Source organism: Streptomyces sp. NPDC097981 (assembly GCF_040302565.1).
In the GTDB taxonomy this organism is placed as follows: Bacteria; Actinomycetota; Actinomycetes; order Streptomycetales; family Streptomycetaceae; genus Streptomyces.
The window spans coordinates 1-14,614 of the sequence record NZ_JBEORW010000001.1 but is presented as its reverse complement, the minus strand read 5'-3'; the positions used below and the strand labels follow the sequence as shown (position 1 = coordinate 14,614).

Genomic DNA, 14,614 nt, shown 5'->3' with positions numbered 1-14,614 from the left:
GGCCGTGTACGCCGTCTCGTCGGAGCGTCGGTGGCCGGGGACTCGGGCTCAGTGGGTACGTCGCAACCGTGTGCGGTCAGCGGAGCTCGCGGGCGAACGTGTCATAGGCGGGCTCGTCGAAGAGGACGAACCTCACCTCGTCCACGGCCGTCCCAGCACCCCTGACCGCCTCGACCGCGATGCGAGCGGCCTCCTCCATCGGCCACCCGTAGGCACCGGTCGAGATGGCCGGGAAGGCGACGGTGTGCGCCCCCAGCTCGTCGGCGACCTTCAGGGACTCGCGGTAGCAGGAGGCCAACAGCGACGGGTCGCTTCCGGAAGCCTGATACACCGGCCCCACCGTGTGGATCACCCAGCGGGCCGGGAGCCGGCCCGCCGTCGTGGCCACGGCCTGGCCCGTCGGGAGGCCCTTGCCGTAGTGGGAGGCGCGCAGCGCCCGGCAGGCCTCCAGGATCTCGGGGCCGCCGCGCCGGTGGATGGCCCCGTCCACTCCCCCGCCGCCGAGCAGCGAGGAGTTCGCCGCGTTGACGACGGCGTCCGCCTCCTCGGCGGTGATGTCGCCCCGGACGAGGGTGATGCGCACCATCAGGTTGCCTTTCGCAGGTGGCGCCATACGGCCTTGGCCGCGTTGTGGCCGGACATGCCGTGGACGCCCGGGCCGGGCGGGGTCGCCGAGGAGCAGATGAAGACGGCCGGGTGGGGCGTCGTGTACGGGAACAGGGACAGTTTGGGGCGCAGCAGCAGCTGGAGCCCGGAGGCGGCGCCGCACGCGATGTCGCCGCCGACGTAGTTCGGGTTGCGGGCGGCCAGTTCCGGCGGGCCGGCGGTGACGCGGGCCAGCACCAGGTCGCGGAAGCCGGGGGCGAAGCGTTCCAGCTGGCGCTCGACGGCGTCGGTGAGGTTGCCCTGCCAGCCCGCGGGGACGTGCCCGTACGCCCAGAACACGTGCTTGCCCTCGGGCGCCCGGCCGGGGTCCACCAGGCTGGGCTGGGCGGTGATCAGGAAGGGGCTGCGCGGGGCCCGGCCGCTCGTGGCGAGTTGGAGCGCCGCGTCGATGTCGCGGGCGCGCGGGCCGATCTGGACGGTGCCGGCCCGGCGCGGCGCCTCAGCGGTCCAGGGCACGGGGCCGGACAGGGCGTAGTCGAGCTTGAAGGCGGCGGCGCCGTACCGGTAGCCGTCGTACGTGCGCCCCAGCCGGGCGATCCGGGCCAGGGCGGTCGGCGAGGTGTCGAAGACGTACGCCCGGGCCGGCGGCAGGTCGTCGAGGCGTTTGACCTCGAAGCCGGTGTGGATGGTGCCGCCCAGGTCGCGCAGGTACCCGGCGAGGGCGTCCGAGATCGACTGCGAGCCGCCGCGCGGCATGGGCCAGCCGTTCGCGTGCGCGGCCAGGGCGAAGACCAGCCCGACGGCGCTCGTGGCGATCCCGCCCAGCGGGGCGATGACGTGCGCGACGAGCCCGGCGAACAGCGCCCGCGCCCGCTCCTCGTGGAAACGGCTCAGCAGCCAGGTGGAGGGCGGCAGTCCGGCGATCCCGAAGCGGGCCAGGGTGACGGGGTCCCGGGGCAGGGCGGTCGACGGCAGGGACATGAAGTCCCGGACCAGGGTGTCCCAGTTGCCGAGGAACGGCTCGACCAGCCGCCGGTACGTGCCCGCGTCGCGCGGCCCGAGGGAGGCCGCCGTCTCGGAGACGGAGCGGGAGAGCACGGCCGCCGTGCCGTCGTCGAAGGGGTGTGCCATCGGCAGCGGGGCGTGCAGCCACTCCAGCCCGTACCGCTTCAGCGGCATGGTGGCGAACACCGGCGAGCCGATGCCGAGCGGGTGCACGGCCGAACAGGGGTCGTGCCGGAAGCCCGGGAGGGTGAGCTCCTCGGTGCGGGCCCCGCCGCCGACCGTCTCCGCGGCCTCGAACACGGCCACCGAGAAGCCGCGCCGGGCCAGCTCGACGGCGGCCGTCAGCCCGTTGGGCCCCGCCCCCACTACGACCGCATCGAGAATCGACGGCACCTTTGCGACTCCTTCGTCCGGCGGCTTCGTTCCCAGGATATTCGGCCCGTCCAGACGGGCCCCTGCCCTCAACCGGTTACGCGCCGCGCAGCAGGTCGCGGATCCGGGCGGCCGTGGCCTCGTCGCGCCCGACGGCGAAGGGCAGCTCGTTGTCCCGGTCCACCCGGAAGGGAACCCCGGCGACGGTGCTCTGCGCTCCGCCCGCTTCGGCGACGAGCAGCAGTCCGGCCGCGTGGTCCCACGCCGAGGGCCAGGTGAAGGCGAGGCCGTCCATCTCGCCGCGCGCCACCTTCAGGTACTCCAGGCCCGCGGAGCCGCACGGCCGGGCCGCCACCCCGGGGACGTCGAGGCGGGCCAGGGTCCGCTTGTCCTCCTCGGAGGTGTACAGCGGGTGGGCCATGGCGACCCGCAGCTCGGCGCCGGGCTCCGGCGAGCCGCTGTGGATCCGCTCACCGTTGACGTACGCGCCCTGCCCGCGCACGGCGGTCGCCAGCTCGTCCAGCGCCGGTGCGAAGGTCCAGGAGGCGAGGATCTCCCCGCGGTGGGCGAGGGCCACCAGGGTGCAGAAGGCCGGGTCGCCGGCGACGAACTGCCGGGTGCCGTCGACCGGGTCCACGATCCACACCGGCGCGTCGGCACGCAGCGCGCCGTACGCGGCCGGGTCGTCGTGCACCGCCTCCTCGCCGACCACGGCGGAGCCGGGCAGCAGGTTGGTCAGGGAGGCCGTCAGGTGCTCTTCGGCCTTGCGGTCGGCGACGGTGACCAGATCGTGCGGGCCGCTCTTCTGGTCCACCTCGTGGTCGGCGAGCTGCCGGAATCTCGGCATGATCTCGGCCGCCGCGGCCTTGCGGACCGCTTCCTCCACCGCTGACAGGTCTTGGGCCAGGAACTCTTCGATCATGCCCCCATCACACCACGCCGGCCTGACCAACCGCACCGACAATCATGTCGGTGCGCCGTACTGCGGGTGGATCCGGAGTGGACCGGGCCGGGGGCGGGCTCCCGCGGGCGGTCCCGAGGGGGCACGATGGCGGGGTGATCATATTCCGCTGCCGCCGCTGCCGGACCGCGCTCACCACGGCGGTGCGGGAGGTCCCGCCGCCGCCGGAGAGCCAGACGTGGGCCCCGTACGAGGCGCCCGTGGAGCCCTGTCCGCCGCGGATGGCGCCCGGGACGTTCGCCCGGGACCCGGAACCCTCCCGGTTCTCCTGGCCTGCGGCGCCGAAGGGCTTCCGGCCCCCTCGCGGCACGGCCGGCCCGCAGCAGGGCGTGGTGCTGAGTCCCGGCGACATCCGCGGGGTGGAGCCGATCGAGCGGCGCCGGACCGGCTGCTGCGGACCCATGGGCATCGACGGGCCGAACCTCGCCTGCGCCGGGTGCGGCGCGGAGGTGGCCGTCGAGGCCGCCGACTGCTGCACGTGGCAGGAGATCGTGCTCGACCCGCGCTTCGCCGAGCCGGTGGACGCGCAGGACGGGCCGGCCGGCGACCCGGACGCGGGCGGCCCGGACGTCAGCCGCCGGGCCGGCGACGGCCCATGAGCGCCGTGTACAGCAGCATGGACGAGGCCAGGCCCACCGCCCAGCCGTAGTCCGCGAGCGGCTTCAGGAAGGGGATCACTCCCTCCTCGGGGAAGGGGCCCTGGCCGGGGGCCGAGTGCGATCCGCCGATGGCCAGCACCCCGCCGACCAGGAAGGCCGCCACCGCGCGGATGTTCCAGCCGCCGGTGTACCAGTACGGCCCGCCCTCCCGGTACAGCTCGGGGAGCGAGAGCCGGGTGCGCCGCACGATCCAGTAGTCCGCGATGAGGATGCCGGCGACCGTGCCGAGCAGGCCGCCGACCAGGCCGAGCCAGGTGAAGATGTACAGCTCGGGGGTCGAGGTCAGCTTCCACGGCATGATCAGTACGCCGACCACGCCCGTGATCAGCGCACCCCTGCGGAAGTTGATCCGGCGGGGAGCCAGGTTGGCCAGGTCGTACGCCGGGGAGACGACGTTGGCCGCGATGTTGACCGAGATCGTCGCGACGAGGACCGTGACCAGGGCGTAGAGCAGTCCGAAGGTGCTGTCGGCCTTGGCGACCAGCTCCACCGGGTCCCAGATCGGGGTGCCGTACACCGCTTCGGAGCCGGAGGTGACGAGCACGGACAGCAGGGCGAAGAGGGTCATCGTCGTCGGCAGCCCCAGCGTCTGTCCGAGGATCTGGGAGCGCTGGCCGGCGCCGAAGCGGGTGAAGTCGGGGATGTTGAGCGAGAGGGTGGACCAGAAGGCGATCATGCCCATGAGCGACGGGAAGAAGACCGGCCAGAAGTCGGAGCCCCAGCCGAGCTTGGACGGCTGGTCGAGCAGTTCGCCGAAGCCGCCCGCCTTCACCCCGATCCACACCAGCAGCACCAGGGCGCCGACGATGACGAAGGGCGCGGCCCAGTTCTCGAAGCGCCGCAGGGCCTCCATGCCCCGGTAGATGATGGCGAGTTCGAGGGCCCAGAAGAGGATGAAGCACAGCCACAGCGGCCAGGGCTGGCCGGCGATCTTCTCCGCGTCCGCCCAGCCGCCGAAGATCTCGCCGAGCAGGACGTAGATCCCGGACCCGCCGATCCAGGTCTGGATCCCGAACCAGCAGCAGGCCACGGCCGCCCGGATCAGCGCGGCCAGATTGGCCCCGCGAACCCCGAACGAGGCCCGGGCCAGCACCGGGAACGGGATCCCGTACTTGGGGCCGGCGTGCCCGGTGAGCAGCATCGGCACCAGGACGATGATGTTGGCGAGGGCGATGGTGAACACCGCCTGTTTCCAGTCCATCCCCAGGGCCACCAGCCCGGAGGCGAGCAGCCAGGAGGGGATGTTGTGCGCCATGCCGACCCACAGGGCGGTGAAGTTGTACGTCGTCCAGCGCCTGGCCTCGACCGGTACGGGCAGCAGGTCGGGATTGGCGAAACGGCCGTCGGAGGGGACCTCTGCGGGGGCGAGCTCCACGCGGTCCGCGGTGTGGCCGGTCGTGTGGTCCGTCATGTGCGCACGCCCCTTCGGGTCGGGTGGGGATCCGGTCAGGTCGTGGTGGCTGTGGTGGCTGTAGTCATACCCCCGTCGGGTCTCGATGTATTCGGCGGGCAGTGCGCGGGCCGTCCCGTCTCCTCGACCGGCGTAACGTGTCCTTATGGATCTTGGACTGAGGGACCGTGTCTACGTCGTCACCGGAGCCACGCGGGGGCTCGGGCACGCCACCGCGCGCGAGCTGGTGGACGAGGGCGCGAAGGTGATCGTCACCGGACGGGACGCGGCGCGCGCCGCGCGGGCGGCGGCCTCCCTGGGCCCGAACGCGGTGGCTCTGGGTGCCGACAATTCCGACCCGGCGGTGGCCGGGAAGCTGGTCTGCGCTGCCCGCGAGCACTTCGGCCGCTTCGACGGGATGCTCATCAGCGTCGGCGGCCCGGCCGCGGGCACGACGGCGCAGAACACCGACGAGGACTGGTCGGCGGCCATCGAGTCGGTCTTCCTCGGCGCCGTGCGGCTCGCCAGGACCGCTGCGGCCGAGTTGGGGGAGGGCGGCGTCATCGGCTTCGTGCTGTCGGCCTCGGTGTACGAGCCGATCCCGGGGCTGACCATATCCAACAGCCTGCGCCCGGGGCTGGCGGGCTTCGCGAAGTCCCTGTCGGTGGAGGTGGGTCCGCGCGGTGTCCGGGTGGTCGGGCTGCTGCCGGCGCGGATCGACACGGACCGGGTGCGGGAGCTGGACGCGCTGACCGGCGACGCGGCCGCCGCGCGGGCGGCGAACGAAGCCCAGATCCCGCTGGGGCGCTACGGCAACGCCGAGGAGTTCGGCAGGGCCGCGGCCTTCCTCCTCTCGCCGGCGGCCTCGTACCTGACGGGCGTGATGCTCCCCGTCGACGGCGGCTTCCGCCACGGCTTCTGACGCCCCCTCCGGCTCCCCCGGGGGCCTCGGCATCAGGTGCTGTCGTACGCGCGCGCTGCGCGAGCGCGGCACCCGACGCGGGGGCGGCCCCGGCAGCGCTCAGCGCACGGCGGCGGCCCGGTGCGCCGAGCGGACCGGCCCGGCGTACGCCTCCCGCAGCGCGGTCGTCGTCCTGCCCGCCTCGTACGCGTGCGCGTCGATCGACCGGACGGGCTGCACCTCGTACGCGGTGCCCGTGAGGAAGCACTCGTCGAACCCGCCGAGCTCCTCGGGCCGGACATCGCGTTCGACGACGCGGATCCCGAGCTCGCGCGCCAGGTCGATCACGGTCGCCCAGGCGGATGCCGCTCGTCGCGGCGTCGGCGGAGAAGACGTGCGGCCACTCCCACGCGACGATCGCGACGTGGACGGAGGTGCCTGCACCGGCCACGCTGATCGCTCGCTGCCCCGCCATGCCACCGGCCGGACGTAGCCGTCGCCGATGCCCTCGCGGGCGACGAGTTCGCGCGTCGCCCGGTCCAGCTCTGCGACGGATAAGGGAAGGCCGAAGCCCAGTTCGCGTGCCGAGTCGTGCAGCCGCTGCGAGCGCTCGGTCAGCTTGAAGACGTGGCCGTCGTGGACGCGCTCTCCCTCGAAGACCCCGCCGCCGTAGTGGAGGCCGTGCGTGAGCACTGCTCCGGGCCTTCGGCCTTGGTCACGCCGGGGCTGGCCCAGAAAGGCCGGGTCAGCGCTCCTTGACCAAGTGCCTGGGCTGCTCGCTCGCGTGGTCGGCGTCCTCGGCCGCGGGGGCCGGCGGAGCGGCTACGGCGGCCCTGCGCCCGGGCAGCTTCCCCTGGGTGACGGCGAGTGCGGCGCCGCTGAGGAGGACCAGTGCGCCCATGCCCTGCACCCATCCGAAGGACTCACCGAGCAGCAGCGTGGCGCACAGGGTGTTCACGACGGGCACGGTGAACATCATCAGGGAGGCGTTCGCGGGCCCGACGGAGCCCACGCCCCGGTAGTAGAGCAGGTTGGCGACGGCCGCCGCGCCGACGGCGAGGTACACGGTGTTCAGCCAGACGCCGGAGGGGAGTTCGCTCCACTGGACCTCCGCGAGGTCGGGGGCGGCGAACACGGCCAGCAGCACGGCGCCCGCGCAGGTCGCGTACGTGGTGGCGCGCAGCGGTTCGACACCGGTGAGGACCCGGGATCCGACCAGGGTGTATCCCGCCCAGCAGACGGCGCTGACGAGGAACAGGGCATCGCCCCAGAGCCGGGACGAACCACCGTGGGTGCCGCCGCCGGCGCCCACGAAGAAGATCACCGCTCCGGTGAGCCCCAGGGCCAGGCCCGCCACCCGCGCCCACGCGGCTCGCTCCTTGCCGGTCACGAGCAGGAACGCGCTGGTCAGCACCGGGCTCATGACGGGAATGAGGATGCCGGCGTCGAGCGACGGGGCGAGGGAAAGGCCCCAGAAGAAGAAGCCGTTGTAGGCGAAGACGCCCACCACGCCCGCAGCCGCCGCGCGCCACTTGGCGCGGCCCGGGACGGGCTTCTTGCGGTCGGCGAACATCCACATGGCCAGCAGGAGGGCGATGGCACCACCGCCGAAGCGAAGAAACGCGCCCACGGAGTGCGGAACGTGCTCCACGACCGCCTTGGAGCTCGAGAAGGCACTCCCCCAGAGCACCATGGTCACCAACAGTTGCAGATATGGGCTATTGAAGCTCTTCTTTGTCTCCACGCCCCGGACTCTCTCAGGGAGCCGCCCCACCTGACTTGAACGCTCGTGCGCAGGTCACAATGGGCGTATGGGAACGGAGAACGGCTGGGTCGAGTACTGGCGGGACGGCAGTCGCCCGCTGGAGGCCATGCAGGCGCACTTCTTTGACCACGTCTACTCCCTGCACAGTCACGACGCGTATTCCTTCGGCGTCACGGACGCCGGTGCGCAGAGCTTTCGCTGCCGCGGGGCGGACCACACGAGCGGTGCCGGCATGGTGATGGCGTTCAACCCGGACGAGGTCCACGACGGCCGCGCCGCGGTCGAGTTGGGCTACCAGTACCGCATCGTGCACATCGGTCCGTCGGTCGTCAGCGAGATCCTCGCCGACGCCTCCGACGGGCGCACCGGCGGGATGCCCCTCTTCATGAAGCCGGTGTTGACCGATCCCGTCCTCACCGGGGCCCTGGCGCGCCTGCACGCCGCCCTCGTCGGCCGCGCAAGTCAGCTGACGAGGGGGGAACTGCTGACCGCGGCCGTCCTGGCCATGGCGGAACGTGGTGCGACCCGGGCTCCCCGCCGCAGGACGCTGACCGGTCAGGCGCAGCGTCAGGCCGCCCGCCGGGCGCGCGCCCTGCTGAACGAGGCACCGCTCGAGCCGATATCGGCGGACGACCTGGCCAGGGCGGCGGGTTGCAGTCGCTTCGCCCTGTACCGCGCCTTCCGTCAGGAGTACGGGATGCCCCCCAGTGACTACCAGCGCATGCTGCGGCTCCGCCGGGCCCGGGGCCTGCTGACGTGCGGCGTGCCGTCGGCGGATGCGGCCGCATCCGCCGGGTTCTCCGACCAGGCACACTTCAACCGCTGGTTCAAGCGCACGTACGGTGTGACCCCGGGCACCTTCCAACGCGCCGTGCTCTGAGACGGCCTGGCGTGGCGTCAGGAGACGGCGCCGACGCTCTCCGCGGGCGCAGCCGATGCCGGTGGGACGGGCTCCTTCACGGGAAGCGGGGGAAGCTGCGCATCGGGCCGGATCCCGGTGAATTGCAGCATGGGTGTGGTCATGAGGGTGGTGACCAGCGCCACGACGGTCAGCAGGCCGAGCATCTTCTCGTTGATGATGTGCGCTTCGTACCCGATCTGGAGCACCACCAGTTCCGTCAGGCCTCGCGCGTTGAGCAGGACTCCAAGGGTGAGCGCCTCTCCCCGCGGCAGCCCCGTGAGCCACGCGCACAGGCTCGGTCCGAAGACCTTTCCGGCCGTGGCGGCGGCCAGCAGGCAGAGCAGGGCGACACCGGCGCTGCCGTCGAGGTGAAGGGAGCTCAGGTCGACGGTGAGGCCGAACCCCAGGAAGAAGAACGGGAGCAGGACGGTCTTGGCCGTGGCGGCCAGCGGGGCGGCCGCGGCCATGGCCCGCTTGTGGTGGCGCGGCCAGACGAGTCCGACCAGCAGGGCTCCGATGAGCTGGTGAATGCCCAGTGAGGCGGTGAGCGTGGCGGAAACGCCGATGAACACCACGAGGAACAAGGTGATGGTCGGCGCGTTGCCGGGCGCGCTGCCGCGGTCGGGCCACCTGGCCATGAGCCGGCGCAGCGGGCCGAGGAACACGGCGGCGACGGCCAGAGCCGCGAGCGCGCTGCCGAGCACCGCCGTCGGGGCGTTTCCGTGCGCCAGGGCCAGGATCACCGACAGGGCCAGCCAGCTGCCGCCGTCGCCCACGGCTGCGGCGAACAGGCTGAGCTGGCCGGGCCGCGTCCGTGACAGGCGCAGATCGTGGAGGATGCGCGCGAGAACCGGGAAGGCCGTGATGCTGAGGGCGCAGCCGATGAACAGGACGAAGGCCAGGGGGCGTACGCCGTCGGCCATGTACTGGTCCATCAGGGGCAGCGCGGCCAGCGTGCCGACTGCGAACGGCACGAGCAACGACGCCTGGCTGATCATCACTGCCCGGCGGGCCGCCCCACGGAGCTGCATGGACGCGAGCTCTTGCCCCACGCCGAACATGAACAGTACGAGGCCGAGCTGAGCGAGCCCCGAGAAGAGCGGGAGAACGGTGGCGGGAAACACCCACCCGGCCACGTCAGGGGCCACCTTCACAAGGAAAGACGGGCCGAGGAGAATGCCGGCCGCTATCTCGCCCGTGACTCTCGGCTGGCCCAGCTTACTCGCCAGCCATCCCATCATGTGAGACACCGAGAGAACCACCGCAACACCCAGGAAGAAGTGCCCTGCGGTGTCCAGAAATGGCGCATCGGATGATGCGATTCCGCCCCGGAATGGCTTATTCCTAACCCAGACCGCCACCCCCACAACCAGGCCGACGGGTAAGAGGACGGTGACAAGCAGAGCGGTATACGCCTTCCGGCGCGTACCGTCCTGAGCAGCCTCCGGTCTGTGCATTTTTGGCCAACACCCTTCTTGAACTGCAGTTTTGCGGATGGTGCGACGCGAGCCAACCTCACACGCCGACACCGCGTCCACCCTCCGTGGCATAGATCACAACCCCCTTGCCAGAGCTTGATCAACTATGCCAATGTCCCGATTCGTGACAAGTGCTGGACACCAACCCATCTCACCTGTTGGACGGCACTTGCAGCGCAATGTTGGGGGTACCTTTTTGTCAGGCTTGGAATTTTTCGGCTTAGCCGACGGCGGTCTCATAGACTTATTTCGAAGGTCGATCGCCATCGATCCGGAACGCACTGCCCTGTCTTCCGAGGAGCAGCGTTTCTCTTACCGCCAGTTACACGAGTGGTCGGACACCATCGCGTGGCTGCTCCAGGAAAACGGCGTCCGCCACGGCGACCGCGTCGCCCTCCGGATGACCCCGGGAGCCGAGGCGGTGGCCTCGATGCTCGGCATCATGAAGGCCGGCGCCGCGTACGTTCCGTTGGACGTCCGGCATCCTCCGGCCAGGAAGAGCTTCATCCTCGCCGACAGCGGTGCGACCGTACTCGTCGGCGAGCCCGGGGACGGCATCCCCGACGGCACGCTCTCCGCGGTCGTCACGACGGAGGAGATCGCCGAGCTGGTCCGGCACCCCGCGAAACGGCCGGCGGGTCGCGGACCGACTGCTCAGGACACCGCGTACGTCATCTACACGTCCGGCACCACCGGAAAGCCCAAGGGCGTGCCGGTGCGTCACGGTCACGCGGTGGCCCTGTTCGAAGCCGCGCCGGCGGTCTTCGACTTCAACCCACAGGACCGGTGGCTGCTCTTCCACTCGATCGCCTTCGACTTCTCGGTCTGGGAGATCTGGGGAGCGTTCACCACGGGCGCCGAGCTGGTCGTCCTGCCGCACTGGGCGGCGCGATCCCCGGAGAAGTACCTGGGCGTGGTGGCCGACCAGGCCATCACCGTCCTGAACCAGACGCCCACCGCCTTCGCGACGCTCGCCGACGTGGCCCTGCGTTCCGGCCGGGACCTTCCTGATCTGCGGTACGTCATATTCGGCGGGGAGAAGCTGGCCCCGGCCGCGCTGGTTCCGTGGGCCAAGCACCACGGACTGAGCAGCCCCCGCCTGGTGAACGGTTACGGGATCACGGAGACCACCGTCTTCACGACCTTCCACGAGGTCGGCGAGGGCGACCTGGACACGGACGTCTCGGTGATCGGCACCGCGTTGCCCGGGTTCACGATGCGCGTGGTCGATGACGAGGGCAACGACGTCCCCGACAACACCACGGGCGAACTGTGGCTGGCCGGACCCCAGGTGACGGAGGGATACCTCAACCGCCCGGACCTCACCAGTGCGAAGTACCCCATGGCCGCGGACCCGGACACCGGCGTCGCGACGCGGTACTACCGTTCCGGTGACCTCGTGAGCCGGCTTCCCGACGGGAACCTCCTCTACGAGGGCCGCGCGGACCTCCAGGTCAAGCTCCGCGGCTACCGCATCGAACTGAGCGACATCGAAGCCGCCGTACGCCGGCACGAGAACGTGCTCGACGCAGTGGTCCAGGTACGGCAGTTCAAGGCCGGCGACGAGCGTCTGGTCTGCGCCTACGTGCCGCGGGACGAATCGGCTCCCCTGACGACGGCCGAACTCCGCGGGCACGTCAAGGGACTCCTGCCGACGTACATGCACCCGGCTCGATACCTGCGCCTGGCGAGCCTGCCCAGCACTGTCAACGGGAAAGTGGACCGGGCTGCTGTCGCCCGGTCCTGGAACGAAACGGATGGAACAGATGAGTGAGACGACAAACGGCGGGACGGCCCTGGACGAAGCTCTCGGGCTGATCCTGGAATGGTCCACCGAGCTGCTCGAGGAGCCGACGGCCTCGGAGGACAACTTCCTCGACCTGGGCGGGCACTCCGCTCTCGCCCTTGAGCTGAACGATCGCATCAAGGAGCGCTTCCACGTCGAAGCCGACATGCAGATCCTCTTCGAGCGCAGCCTCGGCGAGGTGGCCGCCTCCGTAGTCCGTACCGCTGACGCCTCCGTAAAGATCGGATGACCACGATGACCACGCCCGACCAGACGTCTTTCTCCCTGACCGAGGCCGAACTCGCACAGTTCGAGCGGGACGGCTTCCTCGGCCCCATCAAGATCTACGAGGTGGAGGAGATGGAGGAGCGCTGGAAGACCATTCAGCGAGAGCTGCGTGACCGCTCCCACGCGATCTACCCCGAGGGTGCCGGCAAGGCGAGCAGCATCTCCAACTACGACCGTCACCTGGACATCGATCTGCTGTCCGAGCACATCATGAAGCAGGAGATCGTCGACCGCGTCGCGTCGATCCTGGGCCCGAACGTACTGTGCTGGCGCAGCGAGTTCTTCCCGAAGTTCCAGGGTGACGAGGGCACCGACTGGCACCAGGCGGCGAACTTCGCGCACGCCAGCGGTTCCCCTCAGATCGTGTGGCCGTCGCAGGACGGGGAGCCGGCCTTCGGCGGAACCATCACCGTGTGGACCGCCTTCACGCACTCCACCAAGGAGAACGGCTGCCTGCAGCTGATGCCCGGCACTCACACGTACATGAACTACGATGAGTCGAAGGGCATGGACTACGACGCCGAGGCGTTCAACGCGTCGGAGAAGGACGGCATCAAGCGCGGCTTCTTCGGCTACGACTACCGGCAGCTCCAGAAGGACCCCGACTGGAAGCCGGACGAGTCCAAGGCGTTCCCCCTCGTGATGAAGCCGGGTGAGTGCGTCATCTTCTGGTCGACGCTGATGCACGCATCGCTCCCGCACACCGGGACCAAGAAGGACTACCGGATGGGCTACGCGGCGCGCTTCGTCCCCACCCAGGTGCAGATCTACCCCGGCACCGACGAAGTGAGCGAGTACGGTGGCGGCATCGTCCTCGACAACTACGGCGCCGTGCTGGTCGCCGGTGAGGACGAGTACGGACACAACCGCAGGGCCAAGGAGAGCCAGCGCGGCTTCCAGTTCGTTCCCCACCAGGGCTGACGCGCTCGTGACGGCCTATCCACTCATCCTGCTCCACCATGCGGGTGGTTCGGCCAGGTCCTTCGATCCTCTGGTCAAGGCGCTCCCACCGGAGATCGAGCCTATCGCGGTCGACCTGCCGGGACGTGGCCGCAGGTGGCGGGAGACCGCGGCCACCTCCGCGGACGAGGCCGTGGACTCGCTGCTGGACTCGGTCACGTCCGTCGAGGGCGAGTTCGCGATCTTCGGTCACAGCCTGGGCGCCTACGTCGGGCTGGCCCTGGCCGCCAGGCTGGAGGAGACGACGGGACGCAGCCGCTGCTCGACCCTGTTCGCCTCGGCGAACTCGGGGCCGCAGGGAGCCGCGCTTCCCTTCCAGGGATCACCGCTGCTGACGACCGACGAGGAGATCTTCGAGATCACCGAGAAGTCCGGCGGGGGGCTCTCCCCGCAGATCCTCGAACACCCTCAGCTGCGCAGCCGGACCGCCGACCTCCTGCGGGCCGACTTCGCAGTGTCCGAGTCGTTCCTCTCCAAGCAGCGGCGGACCGTCACGGAGGCCGGCATCGTCGTGTGCTCCGGCACCGAGGACATCTTCAGCGGCTCCCAGCTCGACCAATGGCGGCTGAACTCGACACAGCACACCGAGTTCCACCGCTTCCCCGGCGGCCACTTCTATCTGGAGCAGAACGTGGACGCCTTGGTACGCGTCATCGCAGGCCGGCTCATCCCGTCGGCGTGATGACCGTACGCGACCTGCACTCCCGGCTGCTGATGCTGGCTCGGGAGGCCGGTCTGCCGGGGTCCGGTGTGGGCGTCCACAAGACTGCCCGCACCGGACCGCCGGAGTACGTGCCGGACCTCGAACGCGGGTTCCGCGTCTCACCGCGTCGCCGTCGCGAATACCTCGCCGGCCGCGCCGCGGCACGAGACGCGCTGGCCGTACTGGGACTGGGCGGGTACCCGGTCGCCAGGACCCCTCGCGGAGTCCCGGTCTGGCCACCGGGCGTCGTGGGCAGCATTTCCCACTCGGCGCACTGGGCGGTGGCGATCGCCGTACCCGCGGACGTGGCCACTCACTGCGGGATCGACATCGAGGAGCCCGTCCGGCCCTGCGACCCGTCGGTCCTGGAGCTCCACAGCGCACGCGAAGCGGTGTACAAGGCACTGTCTCCGGGCACCGGGATCTCCTTCCGCCCCGAGCAATGGTCCCTGACCAGGTCGACGGTGGACGGCCGCTGGACGGTGGGACAGCTCCCGGACGGGTTCGGAACACCACCGGAGCCGCCCGGCCGACGCATCCCCCGGCTCGTCTCCTTCTCCTCGCAGCACATCCACGTGGCGCTCGCCGTCTGCCACAGCGGCGGCGCCGGGCAGTAACGGTTCGGGCCGGCCCGGGTTCCTTCAGGAACCCGGGCCGGCCCGTTTCGGCCGTTGCGGTGCTATGCCTTGCGGAGGCGGAACTCCAGGGACAGGGACTCGTCGGTGAAGGGGTCGCCGTACGTGGCGTCGGCCTCGCCGGAGGCGTAGTCGGTGGCCAGGACCTCGTCCGCGATCAGCGCCGCGTGGTCCGTCAGGGCCGTCACGGCCTCCGGGTCCGTG

General features: G+C 70.8%; 15 protein-coding genes. 8 read left to right on the top strand and 7 right to left on the bottom strand.

Annotated elements, in window-relative coordinates; translation table 11 throughout:
- Nucleotides 1-76 precede the first annotated feature (76 nt).
- The 3 genes from ABTY04_RS00075 to ABTY04_RS00065 form a co-directional block, all read right to left on the bottom strand.
- Nucleotides 77-586 carry an O-acetyl-ADP-ribose deacetylase gene (locus ABTY04_RS00075; protein WP_352211001.1) on the bottom strand — a complete coding sequence of 170 codons (510 nt, stop codon included), beginning with the start codon at nt 584-586 and terminating at the stop codon, nt 77-79.
- Nucleotides 586-2,004 (bottom strand): phytoene desaturase family protein, encoded by a 1,419-nt coding sequence (locus ABTY04_RS00070; protein WP_352211000.1) that lies wholly within the window; start codon nt 2,002-2,004, stop codon nt 586-588. Before ABTY04_RS00070 ends, ABTY04_RS00075 begins: the two co-directional genes overlap by 1 nt.
- Nucleotides 2,005-2,080: 76 nt before the next feature.
- Nucleotides 2,081-2,905, bottom strand: a complete 825-nt coding sequence (locus tag ABTY04_RS00065; RefSeq protein ID WP_352210999.1) for an inositol monophosphatase family protein — start codon at nt 2,903-2,905, stop codon at nt 2,081-2,083.
- Between the two features lie 134 nt (nt 2,906-3,039).
- Here ABTY04_RS00065 and ABTY04_RS00060 point away from each other — a divergent pair, with 134 nt between their 5' ends.
- A complete protein-coding gene (locus ABTY04_RS00060) occupies nt 3,040-3,543 on the top strand; it encodes a hypothetical protein (RefSeq protein ID WP_352210998.1) in 504 nt (167 codons plus the stop codon).
- On the opposite strand, the gene ABTY04_RS00055 is transcribed toward ABTY04_RS00060, so the two are convergent.
- The gene (locus tag ABTY04_RS00055) at nt 3,515-5,014 is read right to left on the bottom strand and encodes an NCS1 family nucleobase:cation symporter-1 (RefSeq protein ID WP_352210997.1); all 1,500 of its coding nucleotides are present in this window, start codon (nt 5,012-5,014) and stop codon (nt 3,515-3,517) included. The two genes, ABTY04_RS00060 and ABTY04_RS00055, sit on opposite strands and share 29 nt — an antisense overlap.
- A gap of 145 nt (nt 5,015-5,159) precedes the next feature.
- Here ABTY04_RS00055 and ABTY04_RS00050 point away from each other — a divergent pair, with 145 nt between their 5' ends.
- Nucleotides 5,160-5,915, top strand: coding sequence for an SDR family oxidoreductase (locus tag ABTY04_RS00050; protein ID WP_352210996.1), 756 nt, complete (start codon nt 5,160-5,162; stop codon nt 5,913-5,915).
- 99 nt (nt 5,916-6,014) lie between these two features.
- Here the strand turns inward: ABTY04_RS00050 and ABTY04_RS00045 are convergent, their stop codons facing one another.
- Together ABTY04_RS00045 and ABTY04_RS00040 are read right to left on the bottom strand one after the other, a co-directional pair.
- Entirely contained in the window at nt 6,015-6,587 is a 573-nt protein-coding gene (locus ABTY04_RS00045; protein WP_352210995.1) for an aminotransferase class IV, read from the bottom strand.
- 52 nt (nt 6,588-6,639) lie between these two features.
- Nucleotides 6,640-7,638, bottom strand: a complete 999-nt coding sequence (locus ABTY04_RS00040) for a DMT family transporter (protein ID WP_352210994.1) — start codon at nt 7,636-7,638, stop codon at nt 6,640-6,642.
- Nucleotides 7,639-7,705: 67 nt separating this feature from the next.
- On the opposite strand from ABTY04_RS00040, the gene ABTY04_RS00035 reads away from it, so the two are divergent.
- The gene (locus tag ABTY04_RS00035; RefSeq protein WP_352210993.1) at nt 7,706-8,539 is read left to right on the top strand and encodes an AraC family transcriptional regulator; all 834 of its coding nucleotides are present in this window, start codon (nt 7,706-7,708) and stop codon (nt 8,537-8,539) included.
- Between the two features lie 17 nt (nt 8,540-8,556).
- Here the strand turns inward: ABTY04_RS00035 and ABTY04_RS00030 are convergent, their stop codons facing one another.
- On the bottom strand, nt 8,557-9,798 hold the full coding sequence (locus tag ABTY04_RS00030; RefSeq protein ID WP_502996528.1) for a cation:proton antiporter: 1,242 nt from the start codon (nt 9,796-9,798) through the stop codon (nt 8,557-8,559).
- A 346-nt stretch (nt 9,799-10,144) separates the two neighbouring features.
- Here ABTY04_RS00030 and ABTY04_RS00025 point away from each other — a divergent pair, with 346 nt between their 5' ends.
- Genes ABTY04_RS00025 through ABTY04_RS00005 form a run of 5 tightly spaced genes read left to right on the top strand, consistent with a single transcriptional unit; the run spans nt 10,145 to nt 14,392 of the window.
- A complete protein-coding gene (locus tag ABTY04_RS00025) occupies nt 10,145-11,812 on the top strand; it encodes an amino acid adenylation domain-containing protein (RefSeq protein WP_352210991.1) in 1,668 nt (555 codons plus the stop codon).
- Nucleotides 11,805-12,074, top strand: a complete 270-nt coding sequence (locus ABTY04_RS00020) for a phosphopantetheine-binding protein (protein ID WP_352210990.1) — start codon at nt 11,805-11,807, stop codon at nt 12,072-12,074. Before ABTY04_RS00025 ends, ABTY04_RS00020 begins: the two co-directional genes overlap by 8 nt.
- A 5-nt stretch (nt 12,075-12,079) precedes the next feature.
- On the top strand, nt 12,080-13,033 hold the full coding sequence (locus ABTY04_RS00015) for a chlorinating enzyme (protein WP_352210989.1): 954 nt from the start codon (nt 12,080-12,082) through the stop codon (nt 13,031-13,033).
- 7 nt (nt 13,034-13,040) lie between these two features.
- Complete coding sequence (locus tag ABTY04_RS00010) at nt 13,041-13,754, top strand: thioesterase II family protein (RefSeq protein WP_352210988.1); 714 nt, start codon at nt 13,041-13,043, stop codon at nt 13,752-13,754.
- Nucleotides 13,754-14,392: a 4'-phosphopantetheinyl transferase family protein gene (locus ABTY04_RS00005; RefSeq protein ID WP_352210987.1), complete on the top strand. Its 639-nt coding sequence runs from the start codon at nt 13,754-13,756 to the stop codon at nt 14,390-14,392. The genes ABTY04_RS00010 and ABTY04_RS00005 overlap by 1 nt, the downstream gene beginning before the upstream one ends.
- Nucleotides 14,393-14,614 lie beyond the last annotated feature (222 nt).